Below are 19,216 nucleotides of genomic sequence, written 5' to 3'. Positions count from 1 at the left end.
CGGCGCGCCTCGCGCCCCTCCTTCCGGAGCCTGACCCATGCGTCTCGTCACCCGTATCTCCGTCAACACCCTCTGCGCGCTGACCCTGGCCGGTCTCGCCGCCTGCGGCACGGACTCCCCGAAGGAGACCGGACCGTTCGCGGGCCAGTCGGGTCCGGAGGTCGTCAACAAGGCCTTCGATCAGACGAACGGGGTGAAGTCCCTGCGCATAGGCATCGACATGACCACCCCCGAGGGCCGGATCAAGGCCGACTTCGCGTCGAGTCTCGGCGGCGACTGCACCGGGACGATGAGCATGGGCGGCGAGGGCGTGATGGACGTCGTGAAGACCGGCGACACGGTCTACACGAGGTTCGACGAGGCCCTGCTGCGCGAGCAGGCGGAGGGCGAGCCCAAGGAGGACGTGGATGCGGCGGTCGAACTGCTCGCGGGCCGCTGGACGGAGTCGAAGGCGTCCGACCCGGACACCGAGGACTCCATCGAGTTCTGCGACCTGAAGGGGCTCCTGAAGGAGTTCGAGGCGAGCGACAACGCCGCGAAGAAGGAGGGCCCCACGAAGGTCGCGGGTGCGCCGGCCATGCGGCTGACGGAGAAGGAGGGCAAGGAGACCTACACCATCGACGTCGCCACCGAAGGTGACCCGTACGTCCTGCGCATCACGTCCCGGGGCGGCGAGGAGCCGATGACGATGAACCTGTCCGACTTCGACGTGCCGGTCGTGGCGGAGAAGCCCGCCGCGAAGGACATCGTCGACCTGGAGCAGTAGGCCTCAGCCCGGAGCTGTCCGGGGCGGGAGCGCCCCGGGCCGTGCGCGCGGGGGGGGGGGCTGCCTGGCGATGACGAGGAGCGCGGAGGCGGGCGACGCCCCGGACGCGCGGTTCGCCGTCAGAGCCGGTGCCGTACCCAGACGTTGGGCTCGACGTACACCGCGTACCCGTGGGCGAGGGCGCAGTGCACCGGGACGAGTGCGCCCGGCACCTCCACCGGACCGTCCGTGTCGAACGGCAGCCCGGTCCATTCCCGCCACTGCGCGAGCGTGCCGCTCACCGTCATCGACACGGTGGCGACCGAGTCCACCGTCCCGCCCGCCCGGACGTGGACCCGCAGCCAGGGGTCCTCGGGCAGCCCGTCACCGGCCCGGGTCAGCCGGGCGTACTCCTCCATCGACAGACCCGACACGAGGTGCTTGCCGCTCGGCCGCACGGGCGCGACGACCTCACGGAAGCCGTGCCGCCGCGCGTTGTCCCGCATCGCGGCGAGCATCCGCCCCGATATCCCCTTGCCCTGGTGGCCGGTGGCCACCGTGATCTCGATCGCGCCGACCGTGTCGGGCGTCCGCCCGCGCCGGAGGTCGGCGAAGGCCCACAGCAGCATCCGGTCCCAGCCGCTGACGGGCAGTTCACCGCGTCCGGGGGCGTCCAGCGCGAAGGGCACGCTGTAGGCACGGGCGATCACGGCCCCCTCGGGGTCGGTGGCGACCAGCACGAACTCGGGGAACTCCACCGCGATCCGGGCGAAGTTGGCCCAGCCGACGATGTCCTCCAGCACGAACTCCGGCCAGGTGTCCGGCATTCCGTCCAGGGCGCCGGCGAGCTCGGGACGCTCGGCGAGGGTGGTGATGTTCAGCTCCATGCGCGTGACCCTAGGCAACCCGTACCGCTCCGACCAGCGATTATCGGTGCGGGGAACATAATCTCCGGTGGGCCGCGGCGGCCCGGGTTACGCTCTCGCCGCATGACGACGACCTCACCGGGCTCCCCCGGATCCGTGCGTGTCCGGCTCTGCCGGGCGGCGGACCTCGATGTGCTGGAGCGGCACATGCCCTCGCCCGGCCGGACCCGGCGGCACGCGGCCCGGTTCGACCGGCAGGAGCAGGGACTCAGCGCCTTCCTGACCGCCTGGGCCGATGACGACGTGCCCGTGGGAACGGCGCAGGTCCTGTGGCAGGGCTGCGCGGCTCCCGAGGTGCAGGCCCGCTTCCCCGGCTGCCCGGAGCTGAACGGCCTCGGTATCTGGCCGCCGGAGCTGCGCTCCCGGGGCATCGGCACGGCGTTGATCCGGGCGGCGGAGGAGCGGGTCCGGGACGCCGGGCACGCCCTGGTGGGCCTGGGCGTGGACGACGACAACCACCGGGCGGCCGCGCTCTACCTGCGGATCGGCTACCGGGAGACCGGCTGCCGCTATCTGGACCGGTACGCGTACCTCGACGACAACGGCGTCCGCCACGAGGTCGCGGACCCGGCCCGCTTCCTGGTCAAGGAGCTGGGCGGGGACGCTCCCGGCCGGGCCGTGCGCACGCCCTGACTCAGCCGCCGCACTGCGCGAGCATGGTCTCCTTGTCGGCCGTCGTGACCGGGAGTTCGTACTTCAGCGAGACCTGCGCGAACCGCACCGCGTACGAGCAGCGGATCGGCTTGTACGGCGGGAGCCAGGAGGCGGGACCGGAGTCGCGCTTGGCGTTGTTGGCCGGGCCGTCCACCGGGAGGAGGTTGAGCGGGTCGTTGGCGATCTGCTCACGCTTGGACTCGTTCCAGCGGGCGGCACCCATCTGCCAGTCGTAGGACAGCGGCATCACATGGTCGATCTGCACCTTGGTCGCCTGCTGCTTGCGCCAGTCGATGGTCTCGCCGGTGTAGGGGTCCTGGAGCGTCATCGCCATGACGATGCAGTCGGAACCCGCCTTGTGCTCGACGTCCTTGCCGTCGCGGGCGAGCAGGTCGTTGCGGGTGTCGCAGCCGTTGCGGGCGAGCGGGATGCCGTCGACGCCGTCCTTCCAGGCGTAGCCGAACTTGTCCCGCTCGTAGCCGGTCTTCGGGCCGCGCCCCTTGGTTGCCACCTTCTCGATGAGCTTCCGGGCGGCGGCCCGGTCCGCGTCGCCGGTGAGGGGCGCCAGGCCCGGCTTCGTACCGTCCGGGTTGTCCAGCGGGCTGGCGCCGAAGCCCTCGGCGGACTGCGCTCCGCCGTTGGTCCCGGCGCTCGCGCCGCCGCCCTCGGCGGAGAGGTCGTCGGGGTCGCAGCCCGCCAGGGCGAGCACGACGAGGGCGCCGACGGCGGGCAGGGCCGCCGCTCGGTGTGTACGACGGTGGTGTGTACGGCGGTGGTGCGTACCGGGAGCTATCACGTGAAGCCGTCCTGACGGGGAGAAAGCCGAACGCGGAGAATCCTATGGGCGTCTTCCCCGTCGGTGCGGATTCCATGACTGCGCTTCACCGCACAGTCCTCTGCGGCCGGGTCACCTTCGCGACGCCGAGGGCGTTCTCCACGACCGGGTCACACCTTCCCGACACCGAGGACGTGCTCCGCGGCCGGGTCACACCTTCCCGATGCCGAGGGTGTTCTCGGACGGCAGCAGCCCCGAGCCGATGACCTTCAGCCACGGCTCCCCCAGCAGCTCCACCAGCCGCTCGCGCCCCGGCTCCCCCAGCGCCCGCCACGGCGCGGCGGCCTCCTCGTCGGTGCGCCGTTCCACCTGCGCGCGCAGTTCGCGCCCCGCGTCCGTGGCCGTCCCGTCCGCCGCGAGCAGCCCGCGCTCCTGGAGCCGCAGCCCGGCCGCGTCCCACTCCCGGGAGCTCCACCCCCGGCTCGCGAAGACCTCCGTGGGGGCCGCGCCGATCGCCGCGAAGGACACCAGCGACTCGACCGGGTCGAGGCCGGCCCCGGCCAGCGCGGCGATGTGCCCGTCGCCCCGGTGTTCGCGCAGGACGGTCGCCGCCTGCCAGAGCGCCAGATGCGGGGCGTCGGGCCAGGGCAGGGCGGAGTTGGCGGCTCCGAGGCCACCGGGGATGCCCGGGGCAGCCGCCTCCGCCGCGCGACGGGCCAGGGCGGCGGCCTCCGCGAACTCCGGCCCCTCCACCTGGTCCCCGAACAGCGCCCGGTAGGTCCGGTCGACCGCCCGCAGCCGGGCCGCGCGCACGGCGTCCGGGCCGGCGACCGTCCAGGCGGCCGGCACATGCCGGCCCACCATCTCCGGGGCGAAGCTGTGGAACGTCCGTACCGCCTCGCCGGCGCCCGCCGCCCCCAGCGGAGCCGCCCGCCAGGCGAAGTAGCTCGCCCAGCGCTCCCCGGTGTCGTACCCCAGCGCGGCGGCCTCCTCGAAGGCTTCGGGGGCGTAGTACAGGACGGCGTGCAGGGGCTCCACGAGGTGCCACATCTGCCGCACGCGAGCCGGTTCTCCGGTCATGATCTGCGCCTCTCCCGGGCGTCCCGGACGGGAATCACCCATCTAGTCAATGTCTAGATCTGACCTTCAGCATGCGCACTCCACTCGAACTTGTCAATGTCTAGATGGCGGGTAGGGTGCTGTCCATGACCAGCGAGCGCACCTACCACCACGGCGATCTGCGGCGCGCCATCCTGACCGCCGCCCTCGACGTCATCGCGACCGAGGGCCCCGCCGCCCTGAGCCTGCGCGATCTGGCCCGCAGGGCGGGCGTCTCGCACGCCGCGCCCGCGCACCACTTCAAGGACCGGACGGGCCTGCTGACCGCCGTGGCCGCCGAGGGGTACGCCCTGTTCGCCGACGCGCTGGCCGGAGCGCCGGACCTGCGGGAGCGGGGCGTGGCGTACGTACGGTTCGCGACGACGCACCCCGCGCACTTCCAGGTGATGTTCCAGCCGGACCTGCACCGCGCCGACGACCCGGACCTGCTGGCCGCCCGCGCCCGGGCGACCGAGGCGCTGCGCTCCGGCGTGGTGGATCTCCCGTCGGCCGGGCGGGGCGAGGACGACCGGCTGACGGGGGTGGCCGCGTGGTCGCTGGCCCACGGCTTCGCGACACTGCTGCTCACCGGCAACCTGGCGGACGCGATGGCGGGCCGGGATCCGGAGGAGGCGTTCCGGTCGCTGGCCTCGTCGGTCTTCGCGCCGGAGAGGCGTCGCGACGGTTGAAGAGCCCCTGATGGACTGCCCCACCATGCCGGGCGCGACACCGAGGCCCCCCCGGGTGGAGGGCGTCCTTCTCGCCGGTACAGGCGCCCGGCGGCAGCCCGATGGGGTGAGCGGCCCACCCGAAACTCCGCTACGGAGTCCGGACCGTAGCGGAGTCATGCGCGGGTTCGGTGGGACGCGTGAGCGGAACGGGATGGCGCGCGAGCCACTCCTGGAACTCACGGTGCCGGAACTGGTAAACGCCGCCCGTGATCCGGATCAGCCCCGCCGCATGGCACCAGTCCAGGAAGCGGCTCAGTCTGAACGGGACGCGGCGGAAGTGGACCAGCAACCAGCACAGGTACAAGGCCGCGTCACCGATGACTGCACAGGAGAGCAATCCGAACACCGCCAGAAGGGGCAAGCAGTCGGTCGGCTCAAGACCCACCCTCAGGCCCATGGCCAGAAGAACGACAGCAGGCCACCACAGGACGAGTGCAGCGAAGGCGCCCCCGCGAGGCCAGCCGGAGGGGCCGACGGCAGCGGCATCCAGGACGTTCCCCGCGAGGAGCCCGACAAACAGCGTAGGCATGGGCAGCACGGCCAACGCCAAGGCCCAGTCGCCGACTCCGCCAAGCTGATCCGGGGCCCACGATCGCCAAAGGATCATGACGGGCAGGATGGCCGCCACCAGCGCGCCCCAGCAGTTACGTCCCGTCAAGGCCGTCTTCGCCGCCACCGCCCACAGGGGGCTGCGCCACGGCGGCAACCACATGTCTGATCGTTCGACCAAGCGGAAACCACAGGGACGCAGGTGCATCAGGGCCAGCACCGCCATGACGGCAACGAACAACGAGACGCCCCACTCCCCGCCCCCACGGGTTCCGTTCACAAGGAAGGCCCACAGCGTGAGCAGGGTGAGGAGGCCAACTGTCGCGGCGTACAGCATCCGGGAAGGCAGGGCTCCAGGGGACCGCGCCACATCCGGCAGCACAAGGGTGCTCGCCCCATTGCCCTGCGACTCCAGTTGCAGGGCCAGCCGGTGCAACCAGACGTGCACCCTCTCCGGGGAGTGCCGAGGCTCCTCGTCGACGGCGTGCACGGACGCCGGGGCGAAATGAGCGAACACCCTGTCCGTGACTTCCTGTTCCGTCCTGGCTTCCAGCAACTCCGCAGGATCGTTCACCCGTTCGTAAGCCGTCGCCATCGCCACCAGCCGCCACGGCGTTGAGAGCGATCGAGCCAGGACTCCGTGCGGATGTGCACGCAACTCGTCCAGAACCGGGCGCCAATCCTCCTCTCGGTGAACGGCGCCCTGGCGCATCGCGAGGAAGCGAACCGCTTCCTGCGCCTCCACCGGATCGATCTCCACCCGGGCGGCGTCCAGCACGGGCCTGCCGGATGCCTCCAGGACCTCGTACAGGTCGGTTCGGCAGGTCAGCACCACCGGCGCCGGCTCCAACCCCCTCTGGTAGCCGGTCAACGCGTCCAGCACCTGCTGCGCTCGTGACTCCGGGATCGGCACACCCGGCTCGTCCAGCTCGTCGAGTCCGTCGAGGACGGGGAGCACCAGGCCCGAGTCCATCAACTGGGCAGCGTGCGCGGAGGTGCTGCCGTAGTCCCGCACGAGATGCCTGACGACCCAGTCGCGGAAGAGCTCCTGCCGCCCCCAGTCACCGAGCGGCAGCAGCACAGGCACCGGTTCCCCCTCCGCGCGGTTTCCGTTGAGCTCCGCGACGAACGCGCGCGCCAGCACGGACTTGCCGGCCCCCGGCTGTCCCGTGATCACCAGACGGCGGGGGTGGACGGCCCGGTAGTCCGCGACCAGCCCGTCCAGCGTTCCGTTCGGAACCAGGGGCCTCGTCGCGCTCCTCGCGTGCGAGGAAGCCCGGAAAGTGAACGAGACGCGCACGGGAATCCGGTCGTCGCCGATGACGCGCCGCGACAACAGCTCCGCACCCGTCACCGCCTGCGCGAGTCTCCCTGCCAGGACCGCTCCGTCCTCTGCGGGAACAGCTCCCGTACCTCGCCAAGAGGTGAGGGCCAGCGTCAGGACACCCAGCGCTGCACTGACCACGACCGCCCGGTCCGCCAGGTTCTTGGCCCCCTCGCCGAAGCCCAGTACGTACGTCAGGCAGAGCACCAGCACGGCGCACGTACCCAGGATGAAAGCGGTTCGGGCTCGCCGCCCTGCCTGCCGGTTCCCCTTCATCCATGCCACTCTGCCATCCCCCGCCGACATCCAGGGGGAGAGCGCCCGGGCGTCACTCAGGCGTGAGCTCGTACTGAACCTCGTACAGGTGACCCGCCTTGACCATCACCGTGGCCTCAATGGGACGGTCGTCGTCGCTGAACACCACCCGCAGCGTACGCAGGACCGGCAGATCCCCGGGAAGCCGGAGCAGCCGGTACTGCTCCTGCGTCGCCACGCGCGCCGAGACCCGGTCGACGCTGAGCCGGGGCGGGTAGCCGAGCGAGGCCAGGAGGGTGGGTGTGCCTCCCGGGATGCGGCGGCGTTCGGTGATGGCCGTGCCGTCGGCGATGCCCAGCGGGTAGTAGGAGGAGACAAGTTCGGCGGGTTCGTCGTCGATCGACAGGAGTTGGCGACGGAGGATCGCGGTGCCGCCCGGTGGGAGCCCCAGCGCGTCCGCGACATCCGCCGGAGTCTCGGCCTCCGCGACGTCCAGGAGGGTGCTGCGGGCGCGCGTGCCGGAATTCGCCGCCTCGGTCAGCCAGCGGTACGGCTCTCCCGACGCGGACGGGGCCATGTACGCGGCGGGCCGCATCGTGCGCTGGCGATGTTCGCGTACGGTCACCGACGCGCCTGCCCTGCCGACCACGAGGTGCTCACTCTTGAGGAGTTGCAGAGCCTTCTGAACGGTGGCGTTCGCGGCGCCGAACCGCTCCCTCAGCCGCGCTGTGGACGGCAGGCTGTCACCCGGAGCCACGTTCCCGGACATGATGTCGTCCCGCAGATCGGCAGCGATCCGCTCGTGCAGCGGACGGCCGTCCGCCTCTTCCGTCTCCGGTCCGTGCACCGTCATCCGATCCTGATCTCGTACCGCAGCTTCTGGCCCCGGGAAGGCATGACCATCACATCGACCTGGATGGGCCGACCATCGGCGTCCAGGGTGAGCCGGGTCAGTTCGAGCACCGGCTCGTCCCCCTTGAGCGACAGAGACGCCCGCTCATTTTCGGACGGCATGCGGGCTGCGACGTCCTCCTGCGCCCGGGTGCCGACGTAACCGAGTTCGGCGAGCAGCCGGACAGCCCCTCCTCGGATCTTCGCCGTGCCGGCCAGCCCCGTACCCCGCGCGATCTCCACGGGGTAATAGGTATCGGTCAACTCGCACGGTTCGCCGTCGAGATACATGATCCGCCGCCGCACAACCACCTGTCCGCCCTGTTCCACCGCGAGCAGGTCGGCCACGCCCTCCGGGGCGGAGATTTCACCGGCACTCACGATCTTCTGCGCGCCCCGCCGCCCCACCGACGCCGCCTCGGCGCTCCAGGCGTCACCTCCGTCCGCCTCCGTCGGCGCCAGGTAGCGAGTAGACGCGCTGATCACTTCACCCTCGCCCATGGACTCCTCCTTCACCGACGACGGACCTTGCCGGTGCACACGGTAGGCGACTCCGTCGAACACCCCAAAGAGCACCTTGCCACCTTTCGCGAATAGCAGTACGGTCGCTTCGTTGCGACCCACGAGCAAGGCGGTGAACCACCGTGTCCTCTTCGCAGTTACGGCGCTTCCCCCGACGGCGCACATCCGTCGGTGCCTCACGCGATTTCGTCGTCCACGTCCTCCGGGAATGGCAGCTCACGGATCTGATCGACGACATAGAGCTCTGCGCCTCGGAACTGGCTACCAACGCCCTGCTCCACGGCGCTCCACCGGGACGGGAATTCGCCGTCCGGCTCGATCTGACGGACGACCTCGTACGGCTGGAGGTCCGGGACAGCGGCGACGGGCGGCCGGAGGTTCAGCACGCTGACGCGAGCACTTGCTCAGGGCGCGGGCTGTTCCTCGTCAGCGAACTCACCGCAGACTTCGGCATCGACCAGCACGTCGCGGGCAAGACGGTGTGGGCCGCGTTCAAGCGGCCCGCGTCGCCGTAGCGGCCACGGCAGACGCATCGGGCCCCGCCGGGTGAGCTAACCCGGCGGAGCCCGATCGTTCGCGGCGCCCCCGGAGAGCTACGACCCCAGGATCGTCGTCAGGAACTCCCCCGTCCACGCCAGCAGTTCGCGGCCGATGACCGGCTTGCCGCCGATCTTGCCCGTCGTCGGGCGCGGGACCAGGATCTGGTGGGCGGCCGGCTTGATGACCGTCTTGGGGTGCAGGCGCTTGAGGCGCAGCTCCTGGGACTCGCGCAGTTCCACCGGGGCGAAGCGGATGTTGGAGCCCTGGAGGACGATCTCGCCGACTCCGCAGGCGCGGGAGAGCATGCGCAGGCCGGCGACCAGGAGGAGGTTCTCCACGGGTTCGGGCAGGGGGCCGTAGCGGTCCGTCAGCTCCTCGCGAACCGCCCGGATGTCGTCCTCCGAGGAGGCCGAGGCGATCGCGCGGTACGCCTGGAGGCGCAGGCGCTCGCCGGGGGCGTAGTCGTGCGGGACGTGCGCGTCGACCGGGAGCTCGATCTTGACCTCCAGCGGCGGCTCCTCCTCGACTCCGCCCTCCATCTGGGCCCGGTAGTCGGCGACGGCCTCGCCGACCATACGGACGTACAGGTCGAAGCCGACGCCGGCGATGTGGCCGGACTGCTCGCCGCCCAGCAGGTTGCCCGCGCCACGGATCTCCAGGTCCTTCATCGCCACGTACATGCCCGCGCCCATCTCCGTGTGCTGGGCGATCGTGGCCAGGCGCTCGTGGGCCGTCTCCGTGAGGGGCTTCTCCGGCGGGTACAGGAAGTAGGCGTAGCCCCGGTCGCGGCCTCGGCCCACCCGGCCGCGCAGCTGGTGCAGTTGGGAGAGGCCGAAGTTGTCGCCGCGCTCCACGATCAGGGTGTTGGCGTTGGAGATGTCGATGCCCGACTCGACGATCGTCGTGGAGACCAGGACGTCGAACTTCTTCTCCCAGAAGTCCACCACCACCTGTTCCAGGGCCTGTTCGGACATCTGGCCGTGTGCCGTGGCGATGCGCGCCTCGGGGACGATCTCGCGGAGGCGGGCGGCGGCCCGGTCGATGGACTCGACCCGGTTGTGGATGTAGAAGACCTGGCCCTCGCGGAGCAGTTCGCGGCGGATCGCCGCGCCGATCTGCTTCTCCTCGTAGGGGCCGACGAAGGTGAGGACCGGGTGGCGCTCCTCCGGCGGGGTGGTGATCGTGGACATCTCGCGGATGCCGGTGACCGCCATTTCGAGCGTACGGGGGATGGGGGTCGCGGACATCGTGAGCACGTCGACGTTGGCTCGGAGCTTCTTCAGCTGCTCCTTGTGCTCGACGCCGAACCGCTGCTCCTCGTCCACGATGACCAGGCCGAGGTCCTTGAACTTCGTCTCGGAGGAGAACAGGCGGTGCGTGCCGATGACCAGGTCGACCGAGCCGTCCTTCAGGCCTTCCAGGGTGGCCTTCGACTCCGATTCCGACTGGAAGCGGCTCAGGGCCCGGACGTTGACCGGGAACTGGGAGTACCGCTCGGTGAACGTGCCGTAGTGCTGCTGGACCAGGAGGGTCGTGGGGACCAGGACCGCCACCTGCTTGCCGTCCTGGACCGCCTTGAACGCCGCCCGGACCGCGATCTCCGTCTTGCCGTAGCCGACGTCGCCGCAGATCAGCCGGTCCATGGGGACCGTCTTCTCCATGTCCTCCTTGACCTCGGCGATCGTGGACAGCTGGTCGGGCGTCTCCGCGTACGGGAAGGCGTCCTCCAGCTCCCGCTGCCAGGGGGTGTCCGCGCCGAAGGAGTGGCCGGGGGCCGCCATGCGCGCGCTGTACAGCTTGATCAGGTCGGCGGCGATCTCCTTGACCGCCTTCTTCGCCCGCTGCTTCGTCTTCGTCCAGTCCGCGCCGCCCAGCCGGTGCAGCGTCGGGGCCTCGCCGCCGACGTACTTGGTGACCTGCTCCAGCTGGTCCGTCGGGATGTAGAGGCGGTCGCCGGGCTGGCCGCGCTTGGCCGGGGCGTACTCGACGAGGAGGTACTCGCGGGTCGCGCCCTGGACCGTGCGCTGCACCATCTCCACGTACCGGCCGACGCCGTGCTGTTCGTGGACGATGTAGTCGCCGACCTCCAGCGTCAGCGGGTCGATCGTCTTCCGGCGGCGGGCCGGCATCCGGCCGAGGTCCTTGGTGGCCGTGCGCTGGCCGGTCAGGTCGGTCTCGGTGAGCACCGCCAGCTTCAGCGCCGGGTCGACGAACCCCTGCTCGATGGCCCCGCAGGAGACGTGCACCAGGGACGGGGCGATCTCGGTGAGGTCCGCGTCGAGGCGGGCGGCGATGCCCTCGCCGCTCAGCACCTCGACCGTACGGGAGGCGAGCCCCTGGCCCTCCGTGACGTACACCGTGCGCCAGCCGTCGGCCAGCCAGCCCTTGGTGTCGGCGAGCGCCCGGGCGGTGTCCCCCCGGTACGCCTCGGGGGCGTGCATGGAGAGCTGGAGGGTGTCGTCGTCGTGGTCGGCGGCGTCGGCCGCGAACGGGGAGACCGTCCACCACATCATGCCCAGCTCGCGCGCCCGGTCCCGGACGTCCGCGATGCCCCACAGCGAGGCCGCGCCCACGTCGATCGGGGCCTCGCCGCCGCCCGCGCTCGCCGCCCACGACGCCTGGAGGAACTCCTGGCTGGTGGCGACCAGGTCGGCCGCCCGCGTCCGCACCCGCTCCGGGTCGCAGACGATCGCCATCGCGTCCTTCGGCAGCACGTCGAGCAGCAGTTCCATGTCGTCGACGAGGACCGGGGCGAGGGACTCCATGCCCTCGACCGCGATGCCCTCCGCGATCCTGCCGAGCAGTTCGCCCAGCTCCGGATGGGCCTCGGCGAGGGCCGCCGCCCGCTCCCGCACCTGGTCGGTCAGCAGCAGCTCGCGGCAGGGCGGGGCCCACAGCCCGTGCGCGGCGACCTCCAGCGACCGCTGGTCGGCGATCTTGAAGTAGCGGATCTCCTCGACCTCGTCGCCCCAGAACTCCACCCGCAGGGGGTGTTCCTCGGTCGGCGGGAAGACGTCCAGGATCCCGCCGCGTACGGCGAACTCACCGCGCTTCTCGACCAGTTCCACCCGGGAGTACGCGGCGGCCGCCAGCGCGTCCACCACCTCCCCCAGGTCCGCGCTCTGCCCGCTCGCCAGGCTCACCGGCTCCAGGTCGCCGAGCCCCTTGACCTGCGGCTGGAGCACGGAGCGGATCGGGGCGACGACGACCGAGACCGGGCCGGTCTCCGGGGCGTCCTCGCGGGGGTGCGCCAGGCGGCGCAGCACGGCGAGGCGGCGGCCCACGGTGTCCGAGCGGGGCGAGAGCCGCTCGTGCGGCAGGGTCTCCCAGGAGGGGTACTCCGCGACCGTGTCCGGCGGCAGCAGCGTACGCAGGGCCGCGGCCAGGTCCTCGGCCTCGCGGCCCGTGGCGGTGACGGCCAGGACGGTCCGGCCGGTCCGCCGGGCCAGCGCGGCCACGGCGAACGGGCGCGCGCCGGGCGGGCCCACCAGGTCGACGTGGGCCCGGTGCCCGTCTCCGGCGGCCTTCACCGCCTCGGCGAGCGCCGGGTCCGTAACGACGACATCCAGCAGACCGTGCAGGCTCATGAAGTTTCCGTCCGGGGTCAGATCAGCGGTGGTTCGGACGCTGCCGGCAGCCGGCTGCTGCCCGGACAACGCGAAGGGCCCGACACGTGGGACGCACCGGGGGTCTCCAGGTTACGACCCGGGGGTGACAGCCGCGCCCGCAACCGGCCAGGACGCCCCGGCCGCCCGCGCTGCCGGGCCCGCCGCTCATCGACGACCCTCCGCCGCTCGTCGACGGTCGCGCACCGTTCATCTCCGTATCGCACACAGTTGTGCCGGGGCCCCTCACAGGAGTGAGCGCAGCGTCTAGTCTGTGCCCGACCCTTCACGGCAAGGTGTTCCGAGAGCGTCACACAGGCAGTACCGGGCACGGGCGGAACGGGCAGCGGCCGGGGCGGGCGGCACGGGGCGATCCCCTCGGTGCGCGGCCCCACGGAATTCAGACATCGGGGGCGTACGTGGGCGAGAACGAGATGTCTGTCTTCGGGGTCCCGGAGGCCGAGGAGGAGATCTACCGGCACTTCCTCCGCAACCCCGGAACCCGCACCGACGACCTCCACCTCCTGCTGCACTCCCGGCCCGGCGAGACCCGGGCCCGGATCACCCGGCTCCAGGAGATGGGGCTGCTGCACACCGAGGACGCGGAGCGGCGGATCTTCCCGGCGGACCCCGAGGTGGCACTGGCCCGGCTGGTGGACGTACGGCTGGCCGCGCTCCACCGGGAGCTGCAGCGCGTCACCCGGTCGCGGCACGTCATTGACGGTCTACGCGCGGAGCAGGGGGCCCGCACACCCCACCCGCAGGGCATCGAGCAGTTGGAGGGGCTCGCCCAGATCCGCAACCGGATCGACGATCTCGCGTTCTTCGCCCGGGACGAGATCCTGTCCGTGGAACCGTACGCCCGGCTGTCTGCGGAGAACATCGCCCGCTCCCGCCCGCTGGACCTGCGCTGCCTGCGGCGCGGGGTGCGGATCCGCAACGTCGTCTCCAGCACGGCGCTGAAGGATCCGCCGACCGCCGCCTATCTGCGGGAGCTGGCCGAGCACGGGGCGGCGATCCGGGTGACGCCGGACACCACGGAGCGGCTGCTCGTCTACGACCGCCGGGCGGCGCTCGTCCCGCTGGACCCGCGCGACACCGCGCGGGGCGCGCTCCTGGCCCACCGCAGCGGGCTGGTCTCCAACATCATCTCCCTGTTCGAACGGATCTGGGACCAGGCCGACGACCTGTCGCGGGCCGTCGGCGACGCGGAGAGCGGTGAGGACGCGGCCGCCCCCCGCCCTTCCGGCATCGAGCGCCGCGTGCTCGTGTCGATGTGCACGGTGGGCAAGGACGAGGCGGGCGCGCGGGAGCTGGGGGTGTCGGTGCGGACCTACCGGCGCCATGTCGCCGACCTGCTGCAGACGCTCGGCGCGGCGAGCCGGGCGCAGGCCGCGCTGCTGGCCCGCGAACGCGGCTGGATCTGACCGGCGGGCGGTCCCGGGACCGCGGCCCGGCACCTGACCGGCGGACGGCTCCCGGGACCCGTGGGCCGGCACCTGACCGGCGGACGGCTCCCGGGACCCGTGGGCCGGCATCTGACCGGCGGACGGCCCCCTACGCCCCCGGCTCCTCCGCCCAGCCGCACAGGGCCGTGTCGGCCAGGACGCGGGACACCGCCCGCCGCACCGCCGACGCGTCCGCCGCCCCGGTCAGCTCGAACCGCAGCACCACCCGGTCCTGCCCCACCTCGGGGTGGCAGGCCCAGTGCCCCGGGAGCAGTCCCAGCAGCCGCACGACGGTGGTCCACCCGGTGGGGGCCGCGCGGTCGCGGCGTACGACGACGATGCGGGCGACCCCGGCCGGGGCGGTCCGGGCGGTCCGGCGGGCCGTCATGGCGCCGTCCTTCGGCCGGGCCCCGGGTCCGTGCCCTGGCCCGGCGCACGGCCCGTCCCGCAGTCCGCCTCCTGGCCCGGCACACGACCCGTCCCCCGATCCGTCTCCGGGCCCGGACCGCGGCCCGGTCTCCGGTCGCCGGCGGGCCCCGGGGCCAGCACCTGCCGGGCCGCCGCCGCCAGGGCCGTGATGCCGACGGGCAGGGCGGCCCTGACGTCGGGGGCGAAGCCGGGTGCGTGGTTGGGCGGTACGGGGTCGCCCCCGGCGCGGGCCGCCCGCCAGGGGCCGGCCCCGGTGGTCCCGAGCATCCAGTACGCGGCCGGGACGCCGCCCGCCGCGAAGTGCGGGAAGTCCTCGGTGGCCGCCGACCCGGCGAGGTCCAGCACCCGGCCGGGGCCGAGGAGCGCCTCGTGGGCCCGGCGTACCCGGGCCGTGAGCGCCGGGTCGGGGCGCAGGGCGGGCGAGCGGGCGGTGACGGTGAACCCGGGGACGCGCGGGGCTCCGGACGCGTCGGCCTCGGCCCGGACGGCCCGTTCGGCGGCGGCCACCAACCGGTCGAGCGCCGGTTCCGTGAACGCCCGGATGGTGAGCGAGAGTTCGGCGTGGTCCGGGGTGATGTTGCCGCGATCGCCCGCCCGCACCGAGCCGACGGTGAGCACGGCCTGCTCGGCGGGCGCGGTCTCCTCGGCGACCACGGTGCGCAGCCGCAGCACGGTGGCGGCGGCCATCAGGACCGGGTCGAGGTTGAGGTGCGGGGTGGCCGCGTGGCCTCCCCGCCCGTGCAGGACCGCCTCGACGGCGATGCTGCCCGCCATCAGGGGCGGCCCGCCGGCCGGGGCGTGGGCGAGGGTCCCGGCGGGGAGCGGGGCGGCGTGCTGGGCCAGGACCGCGTCGGGGACGCCGAACCGCTCGTACAGCCTGCCGTCCTCCAGCAGGGACCGGGCCCCGCTCAGCGTCTCCTCCTCGGGCTGGCCGACGACGAGGACCGTGCCCCGCCAGGCGTCCCGGGAGGCGGCGAGGAGGGCGACCGCGCCGGTGACCGCCGCGATGTGCAGGTCGTGGCCGCAGGCGTGCATGGCGCCGGGCACGGTGCTGGCGTACGGGAGTCCGGTGGCCTCGGTGACGGGCAGCGCGTCCAACTCGGTGCGCAGCAGCACGGTGGGTCCGGGGCCGTTGCGCAGGACCCCGACGAGTCCGTGGCCGCCGCCCACGGAACGGGTGACCGTACAGCCGTGGTCCGCGAGCCGGGCGGCGAGGCGGTCGGCGGTGCGGTGCTCGTGGCCGGAGAGTTCGGGGTGGGCGTGCAGGTCGAGGTAGAGCTCGACGGCGGAGCGGAGCAGGGGGCGCGGCAGGGGCCCGGACGCGGGGGCCGCGCTGCCCGGGGTCCCCGCCGCCTCCGTCCCACCCGCCGTGTGCGCGTCGCCCGACGCCGTTCCGCTCCCCGCGCGCCCGTCCCCGTGCCTGCCGTCGTCCGCGTTCTCCGCCGCTCTCGCCGCTGTGACCACCGCGCACCTCATCTCTGCTCAACGAGCCTGTTCCGTACGGCTGTCACGTGCCACGCCGTCGCCCTGCCACCGGATGTCAGCGATGTGACAGCGAAACCGCGGCCGATCTGACAGCGGCCGCCCCTGCAATGGGTCCTGCACCCGGGCACCGGACCGGAACGGCCGGCCGGGCCCCCACGGGACCAGGGAGACCGCCATGACGCCCAAGACCGAACTCGCCACCCTCGCCGACGAGATCCTGGAGCTGGAGTCGGAGACCTTCGAGATCTCGGACTACTCCGACGCCTCCGAGGTCGTCCTCGCCGGTTCCACGTCGTGCTCCTCGACGTCGACCTGCTCCAGCACCACCAGCACCACCTCCTGCAGCGCCTGAGACCACTGCTCGGCCCGCTCGTGCGCCGGCCCCCTCCGTCGGTCGGAGGGGGCTGTCGCACGTGGTGCGCGGGCCGCTCACGGGAACGGGTGCGGGACGGCCCGGATCTCCGCCTCCGGCAGGTCGTCGGTCCGCCGGCCCGCCGCCCGCGGCGCGGTCCGCAGCCGGGGCAGGTGCAGAGCCCGCTGCCTGCTCCAGCCGAAGTCCAGCGGCAGCAGCCCGGGGACGACGGTGGAGACGGTGTGCAGGCCCATCCGGTGCTGCTCCGGCGTCGTCTGGTCGACGGCGATGACGTCGTACCCCGTCCCCGTCAACTCGTCCCGCAGCAACCGCAGGTCGTCCAGCAGATCGCCGGTGCGGGGGCGCAGCGGCTCCCAGTCGGCGAACACCTCCGCCGCCGGGAGCACGGCGGCCGGCTCCAGGTACTCGGCGGCGTGCCGGGCCATCGACGGCAGTCCGTAGAGCTGGGCGTGGTCCTTGAGGTGCCGGACCTTGGTGAAGTCCTTCTCCATCTCCTCCAGTTCGGCCCGGCGTTCGGCCACCTGGTAGGGCAGGTGCGGGATGTAGGTGAGCACTTCGGACAGGGCGGCCTCGACCGTGTCCGCCGGGTCGAAGCCGGCCGCCGCGCTGAAGGACAGGGTGCCGGGGCCGCCGTCCCGGCGTACCGCGAGGGCGGTGACGACGGGGACCGCGAGGTCCATCCGGGTGTCGAAGGCGTGTACGTCGTAGCCGTGCAGGGCCGCCCGGTCGAGCATCGGTCGGACGGCGGGGGCTGTCGCGCCGGTGAGGTCGATCTCGGTGAGGCGTGCCCGGCCGTACCAGGCGAGGAGGAAGGCGTCCCGCTCGACGAGTTCGAGGAGTCCGAAGAGGATCGCCTCCTCCAGGCTGCCCCCGGTGGCACAGCCGTTGGAGCATTCGAAGACGAAGTTGTCCGCGTCGACGCCCGCGCTGTAGTGGGCGAGCCGGGCCGGGACGAGGATCGGGGCGTCGTCGCGCAGGGAGTGGCCCCAGACCCACGGGATCGGCCGGTCCGGGGCGAAGGGGCTGACCAGGGGGTCGGTGGCGTACGTCCGAGGAGTGTAGAAGCCGCAGTCGGCGGGGTTCAGGGCCTGGCCGGCGAGGTTGCGGTAGCTGTCGAGGACCGGGGTCGTGCCGCGTCGGCGGTGGGTGCCCGCGTACCGCTCCAGGCCCTCCAGGTGGGCGAGGGTGCGGCTGGTGGCGTACCGGTTGGCCTGGCCGCTCCAGGTGACGTCGTTGAGACCGGCGTAGCCGCGGACGAAGTGGGTGCCGGCGACCGGGGCGGTGGTGGTGGACGTGGGGTTGATCCAGATGTCGGAGCCCAGCGCGCCGCACACCGGGTTGGCGAGGGCGGCGGTCGGCAGCGGATAGGAGTCCAGAGTGCGCAGGCGGTAGGTGCCGGGGTCCGGTTTGGGCGCGGGGGCCAGGGTCATACGGGCAGCCTCCGCCGTGTCCGGGACCTCGTGGACGCAGGCGGGGCACAGGGGTTCGGGCAGCAGCGGGAAGGTCGCCGTGGCGAGGGTGACGAGGTCGACCCGGGTGACCCGGGGAAGCGCCCGGTCGGCGGGGGTCGCGGTGGCAGCGGCGGAGGCCTCGGGGCCGGACCGCCCCGGGGCGCCGGGAAGGTCCGTGAGGACCGCGCGGTACGTCGCCCACACAGCGTCCACCGCGTGGTCCGTGAGCACCGGCCAGGCCACGGCTCCCCGCGGCTCGTACCCCACTTCCAGGGCCTCCCGCTCCGACCGGCTCCGCAGCCGCTGCCAGCGCATCGCCAGGCACTGGCCGCAGACGGCGGCGTCGGGTGCGCCGCCCCAGGGGCCGATGAGGACGGCCCGGGAGGTCAGCTGCACGGTGGCGGCGGGCCGGGTGGCGGCGTACGGGTCCGGGAGGCCGAAGCCGAGGACGTCGGCGGCCCCGAGCGGCACCACGTACGGCGCGGGCGGGCCTCCCCCGCCGGGCGTCTCCGCGTGGCGCGCCGACAGCGCGGACTGGAGCCGGGCGCGTGCCGCGTCCAGCGGGGTCGGGGCGGTGGCCGTCGTCATGACTTGTCGCTCCAGCGGAAGGTCTTCAGCGCCACCGCGCCGAGGACGAGGGCGAATCCGGCGAGGACGGCGCAGGCGACGCCGATGTCCGTCAGGGAGCCGTCGCCGGTCAGCGCGCCGGAGATCCCGTCGTTGAGGTAGCGCAGGGGCAGGATCCGGGAGAGGGACTGCATCCAGCCGGGCATGGCGTCCAGCGGGAAGAACGAGCCGGACAGGAACGCCATGGGAATCATCAGGCAGTTGGCGACGGCGGCGACCGCCTCGGGGGTCTTGGCATAGCTGCCGACGATGACGCCGAGCGCGAGGAACGCGGTGATGCCGAGCACCAGCACGGGCAGGGCGAGCGGCCAGCGGCCGTCCAGCCGCAGCCCGAAGGAGGGCAGCAGGGCCACGGCGACGAAGAGGGCCGCCTGGACGGCCCCGATGGCCAGGGCCAGGACGTAGCGGGAGGCGAGGACGGCGGACACCGGGGTGGGCGTCATCCGGATCAGCCGGAGGATGTCGTCGCGCCGCCACTGCATGAGCACGAACCCGACGCCGAAGACGGCGGCGTTGGCGACGCCCCAGGACAGCACGCCGGGCGCGATGTAGTTGATGTAGGGCTTGCCGCTCTCCTCGACCGTCTGGCCGTGGAAGATCAGCCCGAAGACGACCAGGAAGATCAGCGGGAAGGCGAAGGTGAAGAAGAGGGTGGTGCGGTCGCGGGTGTAGGCCCGGTACCCGGCCTGGCTCAGCGCGGTGTAGGCGCTCATGGGGTGTCTCCGTATCGCTGGAACGCTGGATCGCTGGATCGCTGTACGTGCGTCGGGGGGGGGGGAGTGAAGCCG

The 19,216-nt window shown here is 72.7% G+C and carries 17 protein-coding genes; 6 read left to right on the top strand and 11 right to left on the bottom strand.

The genetic code is table 11. The features are described from left to right. Positions 1-37 precede the first annotated feature (37 nt). Complete coding sequence (locus KME66_RS21150; RefSeq protein ID WP_216324833.1) at positions 38-766, top strand: hypothetical protein; 729 nt, start codon at positions 38-40, stop codon at positions 764-766. A gap of 119 nt (positions 767-885) precedes the next feature. Here the strand turns inward: KME66_RS21150 and KME66_RS21145 are convergent, their stop codons facing one another. Beyond that, the gene (locus KME66_RS21145; protein WP_216324830.1) at positions 886-1,632 is read right to left on the bottom strand and encodes a GNAT family N-acetyltransferase; all 747 of its coding nucleotides are present in this window, start codon (positions 1,630-1,632) and stop codon (positions 886-888) included. A gap of 102 nt (positions 1,633-1,734) precedes the next feature. On the opposite strand from KME66_RS21145, the gene KME66_RS21140 reads away from it, so the two are divergent. Continuing rightward, positions 1,735-2,304, top strand: a complete 570-nt coding sequence (locus KME66_RS21140) for a GNAT family N-acetyltransferase (protein WP_216324827.1) — start codon at positions 1,735-1,737, stop codon at positions 2,302-2,304. A 1-nt stretch (position 2,305) separates the two neighbouring features. Here KME66_RS21140 and KME66_RS21135 read toward each other — a convergent pair whose 3' ends face one another. Further along, positions 2,306-3,121: an HNH endonuclease family protein gene (locus tag KME66_RS21135; protein WP_178379104.1), complete on the bottom strand. Its 816-nt coding sequence runs from the start codon at positions 3,119-3,121 to the stop codon at positions 2,306-2,308. 189 nt (positions 3,122-3,310) lie between these two features. Further along, positions 3,311-4,180, bottom strand: a complete 870-nt coding sequence (locus KME66_RS21130; RefSeq protein WP_216324824.1) for a hypothetical protein — start codon at positions 4,178-4,180, stop codon at positions 3,311-3,313. 125 nt (positions 4,181-4,305) lie between these two features. Between KME66_RS21130 and KME66_RS21125 the strand changes: the two genes are divergently transcribed. Next, positions 4,306-4,887 (top strand): TetR/AcrR family transcriptional regulator, encoded by a 582-nt coding sequence (locus KME66_RS21125; protein WP_216324821.1) that lies wholly within the window; start codon positions 4,306-4,308, stop codon positions 4,885-4,887. 130 nt (positions 4,888-5,017) lie between these two features. On the opposite strand, the gene KME66_RS21120 is transcribed toward KME66_RS21125, so the two are convergent. The 3 genes from KME66_RS21120 to KME66_RS21110 are packed head-to-tail and all read right to left on the bottom strand — an operon-like array spanning position 5,018 to position 8,449. Continuing rightward, complete coding sequence (locus tag KME66_RS21120; RefSeq protein ID WP_253208610.1) at positions 5,018-7,078, bottom strand: NACHT domain-containing protein; 2,061 nt, start codon at positions 7,076-7,078, stop codon at positions 5,018-5,020. A gap of 52 nt (positions 7,079-7,130) precedes the next feature. After that, positions 7,131-7,910, bottom strand: coding sequence for a GntR family transcriptional regulator (locus tag KME66_RS21115; RefSeq protein ID WP_216324815.1), 780 nt, complete (start codon positions 7,908-7,910; stop codon positions 7,131-7,133). Beyond that, positions 7,907-8,449, bottom strand: a complete 543-nt coding sequence (locus KME66_RS21110) for a GntR family transcriptional regulator (RefSeq protein WP_216329522.1) — start codon at positions 8,447-8,449, stop codon at positions 7,907-7,909. The genes KME66_RS21115 and KME66_RS21110 overlap by 4 nt, the downstream gene beginning before the upstream one ends. 143 nt (positions 8,450-8,592) lie before the next feature. Between KME66_RS21110 and KME66_RS21105 the strand changes: the two genes are divergently transcribed. Further along, on the top strand, positions 8,593-8,985 hold the full coding sequence (locus KME66_RS21105) for an ATP-binding protein (RefSeq protein WP_216324812.1): 393 nt from the start codon (positions 8,593-8,595) through the stop codon (positions 8,983-8,985). Positions 8,986-9,063: 78 nt separating this feature from the next. On the opposite strand, the gene mfd is transcribed toward KME66_RS21105, so the two are convergent. Further along, entirely contained in the window at positions 9,064-12,597 is a 3,534-nt protein-coding gene (gene mfd / locus KME66_RS21100) for a transcription-repair coupling factor (RefSeq protein WP_216324810.1), read from the bottom strand. A gap of 437 nt (positions 12,598-13,034) precedes the next feature. On the opposite strand from mfd, the gene KME66_RS21095 reads away from it, so the two are divergent. Continuing rightward, a complete protein-coding gene (locus KME66_RS21095; protein WP_216324806.1) occupies positions 13,035-14,042 on the top strand; it encodes a helix-turn-helix transcriptional regulator in 1,008 nt (335 codons plus the stop codon). Between the two features lie 130 nt (positions 14,043-14,172). Here KME66_RS21095 and KME66_RS21090 read toward each other — a convergent pair whose 3' ends face one another. Both KME66_RS21090 and KME66_RS21085 read right to left on the bottom strand, forming a co-directional pair. Beyond that, the gene (locus KME66_RS21090; RefSeq protein WP_073225430.1) at positions 14,173-14,451 is read right to left on the bottom strand and encodes a hypothetical protein; all 279 of its coding nucleotides are present in this window, start codon (positions 14,449-14,451) and stop codon (positions 14,173-14,175) included. Then, positions 14,448-15,968 carry an amidohydrolase gene (locus KME66_RS21085; protein ID WP_253208434.1) on the bottom strand — a complete coding sequence of 507 codons (1,521 nt, stop codon included), beginning with the start codon at positions 15,966-15,968 and terminating at the stop codon, positions 14,448-14,450. The genes KME66_RS21090 and KME66_RS21085 overlap by 4 nt, the downstream gene beginning before the upstream one ends. A gap of 184 nt (positions 15,969-16,152) precedes the next feature. On the opposite strand from KME66_RS21085, the gene KME66_RS21080 reads away from it, so the two are divergent. Beyond that, positions 16,153-16,329: a thiazolylpeptide-type bacteriocin gene (locus KME66_RS21080; RefSeq protein WP_010059803.1), complete on the top strand. Its 177-nt coding sequence runs from the start codon at positions 16,153-16,155 to the stop codon at positions 16,327-16,329. Positions 16,330-16,406: 77 nt separating this feature from the next. On the opposite strand, the gene KME66_RS21075 is transcribed toward KME66_RS21080, so the two are convergent. Next, a complete protein-coding gene (locus KME66_RS21075) occupies positions 16,407-18,389 on the bottom strand; it encodes a TOMM precursor leader peptide-binding protein (RefSeq protein ID WP_216324803.1) in 1,983 nt (660 codons plus the stop codon). Next, the gene (locus tag KME66_RS21070) at positions 18,386-19,141 is read right to left on the bottom strand and encodes an ABC transporter permease (RefSeq protein ID WP_073225425.1); all 756 of its coding nucleotides are present in this window, start codon (positions 19,139-19,141) and stop codon (positions 18,386-18,388) included. Before KME66_RS21070 ends, KME66_RS21075 begins: the two co-directional genes overlap by 4 nt. Between the last annotated feature and the right edge of the window lie 75 nt (positions 19,142-19,216).

The sequence above is a fragment of the Streptomyces sp. YPW6 genome, from assembly GCF_018866325.1.
Classification (GTDB): Bacteria; Actinomycetota; Actinomycetes; order Streptomycetales; family Streptomycetaceae; genus Streptomyces.
Note: the sequence above shows the minus strand (reverse complement) of the source record. Positions and strands in the feature narration are given on the sequence as shown.